This window comes from Pseudomonas sp. AB6, assembly GCF_034314105.1.
Classification (GTDB): domain Bacteria; phylum Pseudomonadota; class Gammaproteobacteria; order Pseudomonadales; family Pseudomonadaceae; genus Aquipseudomonas.
The window spans coordinates 2,300,536-2,313,560 of sequence record NZ_JAVIWJ010000001.1 but is presented as its reverse complement, the minus strand read 5'-3'; the positions used below and the strand labels follow the sequence as shown (position 1 = coordinate 2,313,560).

The 13,025-nt window shown below is 55.6% G+C and carries 12 protein-coding genes; 1 reads left to right on the top strand and 11 read right to left on the bottom strand.

All coding sequences use genetic code 11. The features are described 5' to 3' along the window. Positions 1–4: 4 nt before the first annotated feature. The 7 genes from fnr to ccoG form a co-directional block, all read right to left on the bottom strand. Positions 5–739: a fumarate/nitrate reduction transcriptional regulator Fnr gene (gene fnr / locus RGW60_RS10900; RefSeq protein ID WP_322204577.1), complete on the bottom strand. Its 735-nt coding sequence runs from the start codon at positions 737–739 to the stop codon at positions 5–7. Between the two features lie 261 nt (positions 740–1,000). Continuing rightward, complete coding sequence (hemN, locus tag RGW60_RS10895; RefSeq protein WP_322204575.1) at positions 1,001–2,383, bottom strand: oxygen-independent coproporphyrinogen III oxidase; 1,383 nt, start codon at positions 2,381–2,383, stop codon at positions 1,001–1,003. 100 nt (positions 2,384–2,483) lie between these two features. After that, a complete protein-coding gene (locus tag RGW60_RS10890; protein ID WP_322204573.1) occupies positions 2,484–3,167 on the bottom strand; it encodes a sulfite exporter TauE/SafE family protein in 684 nt (227 codons plus the stop codon). Next, positions 3,160–3,399: a cbb3-type cytochrome oxidase assembly protein CcoS gene (ccoS, locus tag RGW60_RS10885; protein ID WP_322204571.1), complete on the bottom strand. Its 240-nt coding sequence runs from the start codon at positions 3,397–3,399 to the stop codon at positions 3,160–3,162. Before ccoS ends, RGW60_RS10890 begins: the two co-directional genes overlap by 8 nt. 25 nt (positions 3,400–3,424) lie before the next feature. Then, a complete protein-coding gene (locus RGW60_RS10880) occupies positions 3,425–5,875 on the bottom strand; it encodes a heavy metal translocating P-type ATPase (protein ID WP_322204569.1) in 2,451 nt (816 codons plus the stop codon). Between the two features lie 3 nt (positions 5,876–5,878). Further along, positions 5,879–6,418 carry a FixH family protein gene (locus RGW60_RS10875; protein ID WP_322204567.1) on the bottom strand — a complete coding sequence of 180 codons (540 nt, stop codon included), beginning with the start codon at positions 6,416–6,418 and terminating at the stop codon, positions 5,879–5,881. A gap of 12 nt (positions 6,419–6,430) precedes the next feature. After that, positions 6,431–7,846, bottom strand: coding sequence for a cytochrome c oxidase accessory protein CcoG (gene ccoG, locus RGW60_RS10870; protein ID WP_322204565.1), 1,416 nt, complete (start codon positions 7,844–7,846; stop codon positions 6,431–6,433). Positions 7,847–8,215: 369 nt separating this feature from the next. Between ccoG and RGW60_RS10865 the strand changes: the two genes are divergently transcribed. Further along, positions 8,216–9,244 (top strand): metallophosphoesterase family protein, encoded by a 1,029-nt coding sequence (locus RGW60_RS10865; protein WP_322204563.1) that lies wholly within the window; start codon positions 8,216–8,218, stop codon positions 9,242–9,244. Positions 9,245–9,351: 107 nt separating this feature from the next. Here RGW60_RS10865 and ccoP read toward each other — a convergent pair whose 3' ends face one another. The 4 genes from ccoP to ccoN are packed head-to-tail and all read right to left on the bottom strand — an operon-like array spanning position 9,352 to position 12,573. Further along, positions 9,352–10,329 (bottom strand): cytochrome-c oxidase, cbb3-type subunit III, encoded by a 978-nt coding sequence (ccoP, locus tag RGW60_RS10860; RefSeq protein ID WP_322204562.1) that lies wholly within the window; start codon positions 10,327–10,329, stop codon positions 9,352–9,354. After that, positions 10,326–10,517: a cbb3-type cytochrome c oxidase subunit 3 gene (locus RGW60_RS10855; RefSeq protein WP_322165071.1), complete on the bottom strand. Its 192-nt coding sequence runs from the start codon at positions 10,515–10,517 to the stop codon at positions 10,326–10,328. The genes ccoP and RGW60_RS10855 overlap by 4 nt, the downstream gene beginning before the upstream one ends. Before the next feature lie 5 nt (positions 10,518–10,522). Further along, positions 10,523–11,131 carry a cytochrome-c oxidase, cbb3-type subunit II gene (ccoO, locus tag RGW60_RS10850; protein ID WP_322204560.1) on the bottom strand — a complete coding sequence of 203 codons (609 nt, stop codon included), beginning with the start codon at positions 11,129–11,131 and terminating at the stop codon, positions 10,523–10,525. Beyond that, entirely contained in the window at positions 11,131–12,573 is a 1,443-nt protein-coding gene (gene ccoN / locus RGW60_RS10845) for a cytochrome-c oxidase, cbb3-type subunit I (protein ID WP_322204558.1), read from the bottom strand. The genes ccoO and ccoN overlap by 1 nt, the downstream gene beginning before the upstream one ends. Between the last annotated feature and the right edge of the window lie 452 nt (positions 12,574–13,025).

Genomic DNA, 13,025 nt, shown 5'->3' with positions numbered 1-13,025 from the left:
CGTTTCAGCCTTCCAGCGAGCCGCCTGCCAGTGCGCAAAGCTGGATCGGGTCGAGAATCTGGATTTCTTTACCTTCGGCGCAAATCAGGTTGCTGCCTTGGAAGCGGGTAAAAACGCGGGACACGGTCTCTACCGCCAACCCGAGAAAGTTACCGATTTCATTGCGCGACATGCTCAATCGAAATTGATTGGCAGAGAAACCGCGCGCATGGAAACGGGCCGAGAGATTGACCAATAACGTGGCAATACGCTCGTCGGCGGTTTTTTTCGACAGCAGCAACATCATTTGCTGATCGTCGCGAATTTCCCGGCTCATGATGCGCATTAATTGTCGACGCAACTGGGGCAGTTGCACAGACAAGTCATCGAGACGCTCGAATGGAATTTCACACACCGAAGTGGTTTCCAGAGCCTGGGCGGAGACCGGATAAGCCTCAGTGTCCATACCGGATAAGCCAACCAGTTCGCTAGGCAAGTGGAAGCCGGTAATTTGCTCTTCGCCGCCGTCGCTCAGGCTGAAAGTTTTTAGTGCGCCAGAGCGTACTGCGTAAACCGAACCGAACGGGTCACCCTGTCGAAACAGAAACTCGCCCTTTCTCAGCGGGCGGCCTCGTTTAACGATTTCATCAAGGGCATTCATGTCTTCCATATTCAAGGAAAGTGGTAGGCACAAAGGGGCGAGGCTGCAGTCCTTGCAGTGGGCCTGACTATGAGCGCGCAGTTTGACTGGCTCTGACATCGCAAAAATCCTTTTGGGAAACACGCATAGGTTGTGAGGGTAACCCAGCGTGAGTAATTCTTGCCAGCGCGGATGTAATCTCTTGCGACAGTTAATGCGATTATTCACTTTACTTTGAATTAAGTTTCTAGAAGTCCCGCCGATATGCCGTTGGCACGTAGTTCGTCAAGAGCGCGGCAGAGCCAAACGCCCCAACGCTCAGTGTCCGCCAGGAGGTGGCGAAGAAGGAGGGTGCTGCCTCGAAATGGGGCGGGGCAGTTATTAGATTATCCGAGAGAACAATTGGCGGTTATGCGGATTCAGGTATGCATCAAAGACCATGCATATCGAACGTACTAACAGGCGTCCTGCGGGTAAAACAGTTATACCCACATGATCAACAGCGATCAGCCCATCACTGGCCATGCCATCGAGTTGTGGCCATACCTCGCTGAAATAGCCTCTGAAATCAATATTGAACGCGTATTCGATGCCTGCGAAGTTTAGACTGAAATGGCAGATCAATTGTTGAATCACCGCCCTGCGCAAGCGATCGTCGGCGTTGCACAACAAACCGCGCTTAGTCGCCAGTTGATCGCTGGCCAACAAGGTTTGATAGTCATTTAAGTCGCTGCTGTTCTGGCAGTATAAATCGCCGATCTGACTGATAGCTGATACGCCCAGCCCCACCAAGTCACAATGACCGTGAGTGGTATAGCCTTGGAAATTGCGTTGCAGCGTTGACTCTTCCTGCGCGATGGCCAATTCATCGTCCGGCAGGGCAAAGTGGTCCATCCCGATGTAGCGATAGCCCGCGCCGGTCAACTGATCGATGGTGCGCTGAAGCATTTCCAGCTTTTGTCCGGAAGAAGGTAGGTCTTCAGCGTTAATCCGTCGCTGTGGCATAAAGCGTTCTGGCAGATGGGCGTAGTTGAATACAGACAGGCGGTCTGGTTGCAGCGCGATAATCTCATCGACGGTGCGGGCGAAAGACTCGGGTGTCTGTTTCGGCAAACCGTAAATGAGATCGATGTTTACCGAGCGAAACTGCAATGTGTGTGCCGCATCGACAATGGCCCGGGTCTCTTCCAGGCTTTGCGGGCGGTTGACCGCACGCTGAACGTCCGGGTCGAGGTCCTGCACGCCGAGGCTGACCCGGTTGAAACCGAGTTCGCGCAGCAGGCCCATGGTTGCCCAGTCGGCCTCGCGCGGGTCTATCTCAATGCCGTAGTCACCGGAATCGTCATCCAGCAAGTTGAAGTGCTTGCGCAGATGCGCCATCAGTTGACGCAGTTCGTCATGGCTGAGGAACGTCGGCGTACCACCGCCCAAATGCAGTTGTTCGACAAGCTGCCGAGGGTCAAGGTGACAAGCGATCATCTCGATCTCCTGCTCCAAGTGCTGCAAATACGGCAATGCGCGACCACGGTCTTTAGTGATGACTTTGTTGCAGCCGCAGTAGTAACAAATGTTGGCGCAGAACGGCACATGCACGTACAGCGACAGAGGGCGCAGGGCTTTTCGGCTGTCGCGAAGGGCGTGCAGCAAATCGAAAGCGCTAACCTTTGTCTGAAATTGCACCGCAGTTGGGTAGGACGTATAGCGTGGCCCCGCCAGATCATAGCGGCGGATCAGATCGGAATCCCAATGGATGGCATCGAGCATGCGGACATTTCCCCGAAAAGGCTGGCAGTGTCCGGAGTCTAGGGAAGAGTGGTTTTATTGATGTTGATATACATCAAACAGGCGTGAAGTCGTGCCAAGGCTAATGGCCCATCAGCCAATGCTGATGGGGTCCGGGCAAGGTCCAGAGGCCAAACAGGATGACCAGCACGCCGCCCGCCATGCGCACGCCACGTTTGCGCAAAATGGCCGTGGTGCGTTCGGCGGCCAGGCCTGTGGCAAGTAATACGGGCCATGTACCGAGGCCAAAGGCGAGCATCAGCAATGCGCTGTCGATGGCATTGCCTTGGCTGGCCGACCACAACAGCGTGCTATAGACCAACCCGCATGGCAGCCAGCCCCAAAGCGCACCCAGCAGCAAAGCCCGAGGCAGGCTTGACACGGGAAGCAATCGGCTGGCAACTGGCTGTATATAGCGCCACAGGCCGCGTCCGAGGCTTTCGATACGGGTCAGACCGCTCCACCAGCCAGCGAGGTACAGACCCATGGCAATCAGCAGTAAGGCAGCGATCACTCGCATGATCATCGCGCCAGGGCTGTTAGCGACGGCCCAGCCTGCCAGCCCGATCAGCAGACCAGCTGTGGCGTAGCTGAGAATTCGTCCCAGGTTGTACGCCAGCAGCAGGCGGAAACGGCGGCTGCGTTGTTCTTTGGGGATCGCCAGGGTCAGCGCGCCCATCAGGCCGCCACACATGCCCAGACAATGACCGCCGCCGAGCAGCCCCAGGATCAGCGCTGACACTAAAAGGGGCGCCAGCTCAAGCATGAGGTGGTTTCTCGCCGTTGTTATTGGCGTTATCGGCGTCAGGTAACGGCTTGTGAGTTTGGGCTTGCTCCATGGCGGCCAGGTGTTGTGGGTCTTGATCGTCGAACAAAACACTGTGGGCCGGGCCGTCAAGGTCGTCGTACTGGCCGCTGTCAACGGCCCAGAAAAAGATGTAAATGGCAACCGCAACAATCAGCAGCGCTGCTGGGATCATCACATAAAGAGCCGGCATGAAGCCTCCGAAGCCGATTGCCGAATCATGTCGGCAGCGGGCGATTATGGAAGTGCGGTGTTTGGTCTGGCAGCGCTTTTACGCGGGTCAGGCGCAACGCATTGAGGACCACGGTCAATGAACTGATGGACATGCCAATCGCCGCCCAGATTGGAGTGATCCAGCCAAGGGCGGCGAATGGCAACATGAGGCCATTGTATAGAGTGGCCCACATCAAGTTCTCAATGATTACCCGACGAGTGCGCCGTGCCAGCGTGAAGGCTTGTACCAATACCTGCAAACGATTGGATAACAGCACCGCGTCGGCGCTGGTTTTGGCCAGGTCGGTGGCCGAACCCATGGCGACACTGATGTCGGCGGCAGCGAGTACCGGCACATCATTTACGCCGTCACCGAGCATCATCACCTTGCGGCCCTGTTGATGCAGTCCTTGCAGAATTTTGAGTTTGTCGTCCGGGCGCAGTCCGCCGTGGGCTTCGTCGATGCCCAGTTCGGCGGCGACGCTGGCAACCATGGGTGAACTGTCGCCGGACAATAATAAAGTCCTCCAGCCGCGTGCCCGGCACGCTTCCAGCAGCGCAGGGGCGTCAGCACGCAAGCGGTCGTCCAGGACGAACCACGCCAGCGCCCCCTGAGTGTCGCCCAGTAGCAGCCATTGGCCCGCATCGTCAGGTAAGGATGGAGCAGCGCAACCGCTGAGTTCACAGACGAATGCCGGTTGACCGATACGCACGCGCTGCTCGCCAACAAGACCTTCCAGACCCAGCCCCGGTGTGCTGTGAACATCTTCTGCCGCGACCGGCGCCCGACCGAAAGCCCGAGCAATCGGATGTTCGGAGCGGTTCTCTAAGGCGGCCGCCAGCCCAAGGCAAAGATCGGCGTCTAACATTCCCAAGGGCAGAATCTTGCGTAAGGCCAATCGACCTTCGGTGAGGGTGCCGGTCTTGTCGAAAATCACTGTATCGATTTGATTGAGACCTTCAAGCACATGGCCGCGGGTCAGCAAAAGCCCGAGCTTGTGTAACGAGCCGGTGGCAGCGGTCAGGGCCGTCGGGGTCGCTAATGACAGCGCGCAGGGACAAGTTGCGACCAGCATGGCCAGCACAATCCAGAACGCCCGCGAAGGGTCGAGCTGCCACCAGACCAGGCCAATGACCGCCGCCGAAACCAATGACAACAACAGGAACCACTGCGCGGCGCGATCAGCGATTTCCGCCAAGCGCGGCTTTTCGGCTTGGGCGCGTTCCAGCAAGCGGACGATGGCCGACAGCCGGGTGTCATGCCCTAACGCCAGCACCTGCACCGTCAGCGCGCCCTCGACGTTGAGCGTGCCGGCAGTGACCGAATCGCCTACGCATCGTGGCTGCGGCAGGTATTCGCCGGTCAGCAGTGACTCATCAATGCTGGAGATACCTTCAAGAATACGGCCATCCGCTGGAAGTACCGCGCCGGGGTGTACCAATACACGGTCATGGAGACGCAGTTCACTGAGCAAAATGCGTTCGCTTTGCCCGTCATTGCTCAGTCTCAGGCAGGAGGCCGGTAACAGGTTCACCAACTGTGCCGTCGCCGCCGCCGTGCGCTCGCGAGCACGCCGTTCCAGGTAGCGTCCGGCCAGCAGGAACAGCGCAAACATGCCGACGGCATCAAAGTACAGCTCCCCAACTCCGGTGATGGCTGTCCAGATACCTGCTATGTAGGCACTGCCGATGGCCAGCGACACCGAGACATCCATGGTCAGGTGCCGGGTACGGAAATCCCGTAGGGCGCCACGAAAAAAGGGGGTGCAACTGTAGAACACAATGGGCGTTGTGAGGAACATCGCGACCCAGCGCAAGATGGTGTGCATCTGCGGGCTGAGGTCCATGTTGAACTCTGGCCAGGTGGCCATGGTTGCCATCATGGCCTGGAACCACAGCAGGCCAGCGACCCCAAGTTGACGCAAGGCGAGGCGGTTTTCACTGGCCAGCTGTTCGGCCGCGCGGTCTGACTGATAAGGGTGCGCGGCGTAACCGATGCTGCGTAATTCGCTGAGCACTTGGCTCAAGGCCAATTCGCTGTGGGTCCATCGCACCTGCAGCCGATGGTTGGATAAATTCAATCGAGCTTCGGTGACCGCAGGCAAACTGCGCAAGTGGCGTTCGATCAACCAGCCGCACGCCGCGCAGCTGATGCCTTCCATGAGCAGGGTAGTTTCGACCTGCTCACCCTCATGGCGCACGAACGGCGCTTGAACGTCTGGGCGATCATACAGTGCAAGTTCGTCGATCAATTGCACGGGTAATTCGGACGGGTTGGCCGACGCCTCGCTGCGATGGCTGTAATAGCTTTCCAGGCCGCCCGCCACGATGGCTTGGGCCACCGCCTGACAACCCGGACAACAGAGCTCGCGGGTTTCTCCGAGCACAACGGCGGTGAAGCGCTTGCCGGTTGGGACCGGCAACGCGCAGTGGTAGCAGGGGATGAGGGTGGACATGGATCAGTTTTTCATGTCTTCCGCGCCTTGCAACGGCTCGTCGCCCAAGGTCAGGTCTTTGTCGTGGTTGATCTGCTCTTCTTCAAACAGGCGCCAGGTCTGACCTTGCTCTTCGCCCAGTACTTCAACGAAGCGCCGACCCTCAATCTTATCGGGCAGTTGACCGATGTAGCGACCCGGCTGTGAAGCGCTGCGAGTCAGCGCCACCTTGCGGTCTTTTTCTGGTTGGGTGGGCGAGATGAGGTTCAGCTCCAATTTTTCCGGTTGGCTACCGCCGGTCAAGCGCAGCACGGTTTCACCGGTCACTTCGTCGAGATGAATCGCCGCGTGCATTTTCATGTTTTGAGCCAATATTTCGCGGTCCAGCGATCGGTTGATGCCCTTGCCAGCCTCGTAATAGTTATCGTTGACCAGGTTGTCCGGATTCTTCACGGCGATGGTGACCATCGCCAGCGTCAAGGTCGTTGAAAACGCAAGGATTCCGATGATGATCCATGGCCAAATGTGCTTGTACCAAGGGCTGGACGCTGTTGCTACGGGCATGACAATTGTCTCTTATCGAATTTGTGGACCGATGAAACGGCTCTTGGCTTGAACGTGGGTGCTGCTGTTATCGGCGTCTTTGAGGGTGAAGGTCACCTCGTTGGTGCTCGATGGCAATTGCTCCGGAGCGCTCGATAACTCGAACGGCATGGTGAAAATCTCACCTGCGGCTACCTTGAACTCGCGGCGACCCTGCAGTTTCAGGTCGGGTAATCCAGATGCGTCGAGCACATAGCTGTGGTCGACTTGATCTTTGTTCATGACTTTTAGGCTGTAGACGTTTTCGATCCGGCCTTCAGCGTTTTCCCGGTACAGAACCCGGTCCTTACTCACGTCGAAACCGACCAGGGACCGCATGAAGAACGCGCTCGCAAGGAGCCCCATCATGATTAGCAGCACCACTGCATAGCCGATCAAGCGAGGTCGCAGTTTATAAGTTTTTTGCCCTGACAGGTTGTGTTCAGTGGTGTAACTGATAAGCCCGCGGGGGTAATTCATTTTATCCATGATCGTGTCGCACGCATCGACGCACGCGGCGCAACCGATGCATTCAATTTGCAAGCCGTCACGGATGTCGATCCCGGTCGGGCAAACTTGTACGCACATCGTACAATCGATGCAATCGCCCAAGCCTTGCGCTTTGTAATCGATGTCCTTTTTCCGCGTGCCGCGCTTCTCACCGCGACGAGGGTCATAGGAAACGATCAGGGTGTCTTTATCGAACATCACACTTTGGAAGCGCGCATACGGGCACATATAGATGCACACTTGCTCGCGCAGCCAGCCAGCGTTGCCGTAAGTGGCAAGGGTGAAAAAACCTACCCAGAAATACGACCAGCCTTCCGCCTGCCCTGTGAAGAACTCGAGGGTGAGTTCCCGGATCGGCGCGAAATAACCCACGAAAGTCAGGCCGGTAACGAAACCAATCAATAGCCAGAGGCTGTGCTTTGCGGCTTTGCGCAGGAGCTTGTTGGATGATATCGGTGCTTTATCCAGCTTGATGCGCTGGTTGCGGTCACCCTCGGTGACTTTTTCGCACCACATGAAAATCCAGGTCCAGACGCTTTGCGGACAGGTATACCCGCACCAGACACGACCGGCGAACACGGTGATGAAGAACAGACCAAAAGCACTGACGATCAATATGCCCGACAGCAGAATGAAGTCCTGCGGCCAGAAGGTTGCTCCAAAGATATAGAACTTGCGTTCCGGCAGGTTCCACCAGACCGCTTGATGCCCGCCCCAATTCAGCCAAACCGTGCCGAAATACAATAGAAACAACCCGGCCCCGCCGGCCATTCGCAAATTGCGAAAAAGACCGGTAAAGGCGCGCGTGTAGATTTTTTCCCGCGAGGCGTAGAGGTCGACAGTGCTGTTGTCGTTTTTAGACGGCGGAGTAACGTTGTGTACCGGAATCTGATTGCTCATTAGTGCGTCCCACGGCAGTGGAAAAATGCCTTGGCCAGTGCGTGCCAGCCGAGGTCAGAAGTAGTGTCGCCAAGGCATCAATGATACGCCTGTCGCCCAAGTCTAAGTGTGCGGCCTTTGGTCGCGTTGGGCTAACACGAATGTTGGTGTAGGTGATCTGAGTCAATGAATGGATGAATTATGGACGATTGGTAGTCCTTTGCCCGATCCAATAAGGGATTGTCGCCTGTCGGCCGTAAGATCGGGATGAAAGTTTCGAGAACTTCATAGGTCTCTGGACGGCGCTGTTACTCATCTATCTACTGTCCTGGAGTCAATGGATAACGCCGTTGATTCTGTATTTTTGAAAACTTTAGGAAAAGGATTTCCATGCCCAATTCATCTTTTAACTTACCGCCCACTACAAAGCGCTTGGCGTGTATTGCATTGCTGTTATGCGCCGTTGTTGTGCCAGCTACGTACGCTGGCGATACACCCACTCACATGGTGTTTGCGTCAGATCCTCAATACCCGTGGACTGACAAATCAGAGGATGGTAGCAACGAATCGAGTTCGGTCAGGGATGCTCGATCGGCCGCTTTCATCGTTGCGCAATACACCAGTATTCAAACGTTTCGCGACCAGCATGGTGGCGGCAATGCAGTACCAGTAATGATCAACGGTGACATGACGGCTTACGGTCACGCGTCCGAGCGTAGCTACGTGCGTGAGACGTTGGCGAGCTTGCTGAACAATCAGTATGACTACGGGTTAGGCAACCATGACTATGCCAACAATGTGGATGACTGTTTATTCAATGCCTGCGCAGGCGGGAGTGTGAGCGATTTCATTGATCGCTACTGGGGCAAGGTCGATAATATGGACCTCGCCGCCAAGGATGCTACGTTTGGCAGGTCTTACTACGGCAGCCTGGCGTATTCACGCACCATGGGGCAAGTCCATTGGGTGCAGTTGAATAACGAGCCTACTTACCACGTTAACTTCACTGCCGGTAACGCGTTACTGTTTAACAAACGCGAGTATGAAATCACCCACGCGCTGGACTGGCTCGAACGCGACCTGCAAGGCGCACGGGCGAGTGGCAAAATCATTATTTTGAATATGCATAAACCGGGCAGATGGAGTGGCGATGATCATTTGGTCCAGCGATTCAGGGATATGATCCAGCGCTATGGGGTGGTAGCGGTATTCGCCGGGCATAAGCATTTAGAGTTGGGTCAATACGATGGTGATCTCCGGCGGTTTGGCGAAGTGCCGGTATTTTTGAGCGGCGCGGCATTTCGACAAAGTTACCTGATAGCCACGCTGTCCGACGACAAAACCTCGTTAACTGTCAGCGTGGTGGAGAAAAACGACTGGCGAGCTCGTCGTCCCGTTGCAACGCTGAAGATCCACTAGCGTTGACCCGCACAGGGCAGACTTAATAATAATGAGCGAGCATACTCAAAAGGCAAAACGGCCCCGTCAACTTTATTGACGGGGCCGTTGCGTGCCGCCCTCAAGCGTTAGTCGGCAGTGGCTGCTTTTTCTCCATGGGAGAGGCTGTAAACGTAAGCAGCCAGCAGGTGAACCTTGTCGTTACCTTGCAGCAATTCCTGAGCAGGCATCTGGCCCTGACGGCCGTAACGGATAGTCTGCTGCAATTGCGCGAAGCTCGAACCGTAGATGAACGCCGCCGGATGAGTCAGGTTTGGGGCGCCCATTGCTGGAGTTCCTTTTCCTTCTGGTCCGTGGCACGCAACACAATTGGTGGCGAACAATTTTTGGCCCGCAACTGGATCTGCGTTCGAATCGGCAGGCAGTTTACGACCGTCCAGTTGTGTGGTGACGAATGCAGAAACGTCCCGTACCCCCTGATCACCGATCACCGGACCCCATGCAGGCATTACCGCATGGCGGCCACCCATGATGGTGGTCTTGATGGTTTGCGGGTCGCCACCCCAGCGCCAATCTTCGTCGGTCAGGTTAGGAAAACCGTAAGCACCTTTCGCATCGGAACCGTGGCAAACCGAGCAGTTGGAGGCGAACAAGCGGCCCCCCATCTTCAAGGCTTGCGGGTCTTTGGCTACTTCTTCGATGGGCATCGACGCAAACTTAGCGAAAATCGGACCAAATCTAGCGTCCGATTTGGCCATCTCCTTCTCCCATTCGTGAACGCCAGTCCAGCCGCTTTGGCCATTGGCGAACTCGGTCTTTTTGTCGTTGTCCAGGTAACCGTAGCCTGGTAACAGGCCTTTCCAGTTGCCTAGGCCTGGGTACAGCGCAAGATAGCCCAATGCAAAAATAATGGTGCCGAGAAACAGCATGAACCACCATTTAGGCAGCGGGTTGTCGTATTCCTCGATGCCATCGAAGGAATGGCCCACTGTTTCTTCAGTCTGCTCGCTGCGCTGGCCCTTGCGGGTCGACATCAGCAACCAGGTCAGGGCAAAAATGGTACCCAAACTGAGAACTGTGACGTACAGGCTCCAGAACGTTGTCATTCTTTGTTACTCCTGGACGCTTGTTCTTGCTCGACGTGCTTGATGGCTTCGGGATCATCCGCAAAGGGCAGCAAGGTCGCCTCATCGAACTCGGACTTACGTCGTCCGCTAAATACCCACAGTGCCAGACCGATAAACGCCACCAGCACAACAACTGTGCCAAGGCCTCGAATCATGCCGATATCCATCACTATCACCGTTTGCTTTTGATGATGGTGCCGAGGCCCTGAAGGTAAGCGACCAACGCATCCATTTCAGTTTTGCCTTTCACGGCAGCGCTTGCACCGGCGATATCTTCGTCAGTGTAAGGAACGCCAAGCGTGCGTAAGACTTCCATTTTTTTCCCTGTGTCTTTGCCGTCGAGCTTGTTTTCTACCAAGAACGGGTAGGCAGGCATTTTCGACTCGGGCACGACGTTACGAGGGTTGTACAGGTGGGCGCGGTGCCAGTCGTCAGAGTAGCGACCGCCGACGCGGGCCAAGTCAGGACCGGTACGCTTGGAACCCCACAGAAACGGGTGATCCCAAACGCTTTCACCGGCTACTGAATAGTGACCGTAGCGTTCTGTTTCCGCGCGGAAAGGACGAATCATTTGCGAGTGGCAGCCAACACAACCGTTGGCGATGAAGATGTCGCGACCTTCAAGCTCCAGTGCCGGGCGCGGCTTCATGCCTTCGACAGGTTTGTTGGTCACATCCTGGAAGAACAAGGGAACGATCTGGGTCAAGCCACCGACGCTGACGGCGATGACCATGAAAAAGGCCAGCAGGCCAATGTTCTTCTCGAGAACTTCGTGTCTCATCAGTGAGCTCCAACTACAGCGATCTGAGCGGCGGCATCAGCTTCAACCGGGTCCGAGGCGCGTACAGTGCGAAACACGTTGTACGCCATGAACAGCATGCCGCTGGCGAAGAAAGCACCGCCAATGGCGCGCACAATGTAGCCCGGGTGGCTGGCTTGCAACGCTTCAACGAACGAGTAGGTGAGGGTGCCGTCATCATTGATCGCACGCCACATCAGGCCCTGAGTAATACCATTGACCCACATCGAGGCGATGTACAAAACGGTGCCGATAGTTGCCAACCAGAAGTGGGTGTTGATCAGGCCAACACTGTGCATCTGAGGACGGCCGAAGACCTTCGGGATCATATGGTACAAGGCGCCTATCGAGATCATCGCTACCCAGCCAAGAGCGCCGGCGTGTACGTGGCCGATTGTCCAGTCGGTGTAGTGAGACAGCGAGTTGACGGTCTTGATGGCCATCATCGGACCTTCGAAGGTCGACATGCCGTAAAACGCCAGGGAGACTACCAGGAAGCGCAGGATCGGGTCGGTGCGCAGCTTGTGCCATGCACCTGAGAGGGTCATCATCCCGTTGATCATCCCGCCCCAGCTAGGCGCCAGGAGAATGATCGACATCGCCATGCCCAGCGACTGAGCCCAATCCGGTAATGCGGTGTAGTGCAAGTGGTGCGGACCGGCCCAGATGTACAGGGTAATCAGCGCCCAGAAGTGCACGATCGACAAACGATAAGAGTAGATCGGCCGCTCGGCCTGCTTCGGAACGAAGTAGTACATCATTCCCAAGAAGCCCGTGGTAAGGAAGAACCCTACCGCGTTGTGGCCGTACCACCATTGAATCATTGCATCCGTCGCACCGGCGTAAGCCGAATAGGACTTAAAGAGCGAAACAGGTAACGAGGCGTGGTTAACGATGTGCAACATCGCAGTCACAAGAATAAACGCGCCATAGAACCAGAGGCCCACGTAAATGTGTTTGGTCTTGCGCTTAACGATGGTGCCAAAAAACACAATCGCGTAAGTAACCCAGACAATGGCCAACAAAATAGCGAGAGGCCATTCCAGTTCGGCGTATTCCTTAGTCGTTGTATAGCCCAACGGCAGAGTGATGATTGCGCCGACGATTACTGCTTGCCATCCCCAAAAGTGGAAAGCAGCCATGCCATCAGAGATCAATCGTGTCTGGCAGGTTCGCTGCACGACATAATAAGAAGTGGCAAACAATGCACAACCACCAAAGGCGAAAATCACCAGGTTTGTGTGCAGTGGGCGTAAGCGTCCGAATGTCGTCCACGGCAAACCCAAATTTAAATCGGGCCATACAAGCTGTGAGGCGATAAAGACACCAAGCCCCATGCCAAGGATCCCCCAGACCACCGTCATAATGGCGAACTGGCGGACTACCTTATAGTTATAAGCAGTCGGACTGATTGCTGTGCTCATTCTAAGGTTCCACGGTTGGAGTGTTTTTTTGGAATAAAAAAGCGGTCGCAAGTATGGAGAAAGCAGGTTTTCATTGCAACGCGACCAAAGCCGTGCAATTGCTCCCTGAAGCTTATTCTGCGGCCGTTACAGCATGGTCAGGAGGCCATCGGGCATCCTGAAGAAATGCTGAGGTAGACATACAAAGTAACGGTTCCAAGCGAGTGAAATAAAGTGTGCATCACGAGAAGCTACCCGCTAATACCAAAGTAAGCGGCGAAGAGCCGTATTACCGGGCGTTTTGCGCGCAGTGTCGAACAATCTGCAATGCACAATGTGTATCACTTTTTCGGTGGCCTACTGTTATGCGTCCACTGTGCGGGGAAGCTTAGTCCTGAATGACTAGGGTGGGAAGCCGTTCTCATAATAGGTGCGACACTTAGTCGCGGAAAATAAGAAAACTGCCGCTCTTG

Coding starts and splice junctions, on each gene's coding strand:
- fnr (WP_322204577.1), bottom strand. CDS start 739: ATGTCAGAGCCAGTCAAACTGCGCGCTCATAGTCAGGCCCACTGCAAG.
- hemN (WP_322204575.1), bottom strand. CDS start 2,383: ATGCTCGATGCCATCCATTGGGATTCCGATCTGATCCGCCGCTATGAT.
- RGW60_RS10890 (WP_322204573.1), bottom strand. CDS start 3,167: ATGCTTGAGCTGGCGCCCCTTTTAGTGTCAGCGCTGATCCTGGGGCTG.
- ccoS (WP_322204571.1), bottom strand. CDS start 3,399: ATGCCGGCTCTTTATGTGATGATCCCAGCAGCGCTGCTGATTGTTGCG.
- RGW60_RS10880 (WP_322204569.1), bottom strand. CDS start 5,875: ATGTCCACCCTCATCCCCTGCTACCACTGCGCGTTGCCGGTCCCAACC.
- RGW60_RS10875 (WP_322204567.1), bottom strand. CDS start 6,418: ATGCCCGTAGCAACAGCGTCCAGCCCTTGGTACAAGCACATTTGGCCA.
- ccoG (WP_322204565.1), bottom strand. CDS start 7,846: ATGAGCAATCAGATTCCGGTACACAACGTTACTCCGCCGTCTAAAAAC.
- RGW60_RS10865 (WP_322204563.1), top strand. CDS start 8,216: ATGCCCAATTCATCTTTTAACTTACCGCCCACTACAAAGCGCTTGGCG.
- ccoP (WP_322204562.1), bottom strand. CDS start 10,329: ATGACAACGTTCTGGAGCCTGTACGTCACAGTTCTCAGTTTGGGTACC.
- RGW60_RS10855 (WP_322165071.1), bottom strand. CDS start 10,517: ATGGATATCGGCATGATTCGAGGCCTTGGCACAGTTGTTGTGCTGGTG.
- ccoO (WP_322204560.1), bottom strand. CDS start 11,131: ATGAGACACGAAGTTCTCGAGAAGAACATTGGCCTGCTGGCCTTTTTC.
- ccoN (WP_322204558.1), bottom strand. CDS start 12,573: ATGAGCACAGCAATCAGTCCGACTGCTTATAACTATAAGGTAGTCCGC.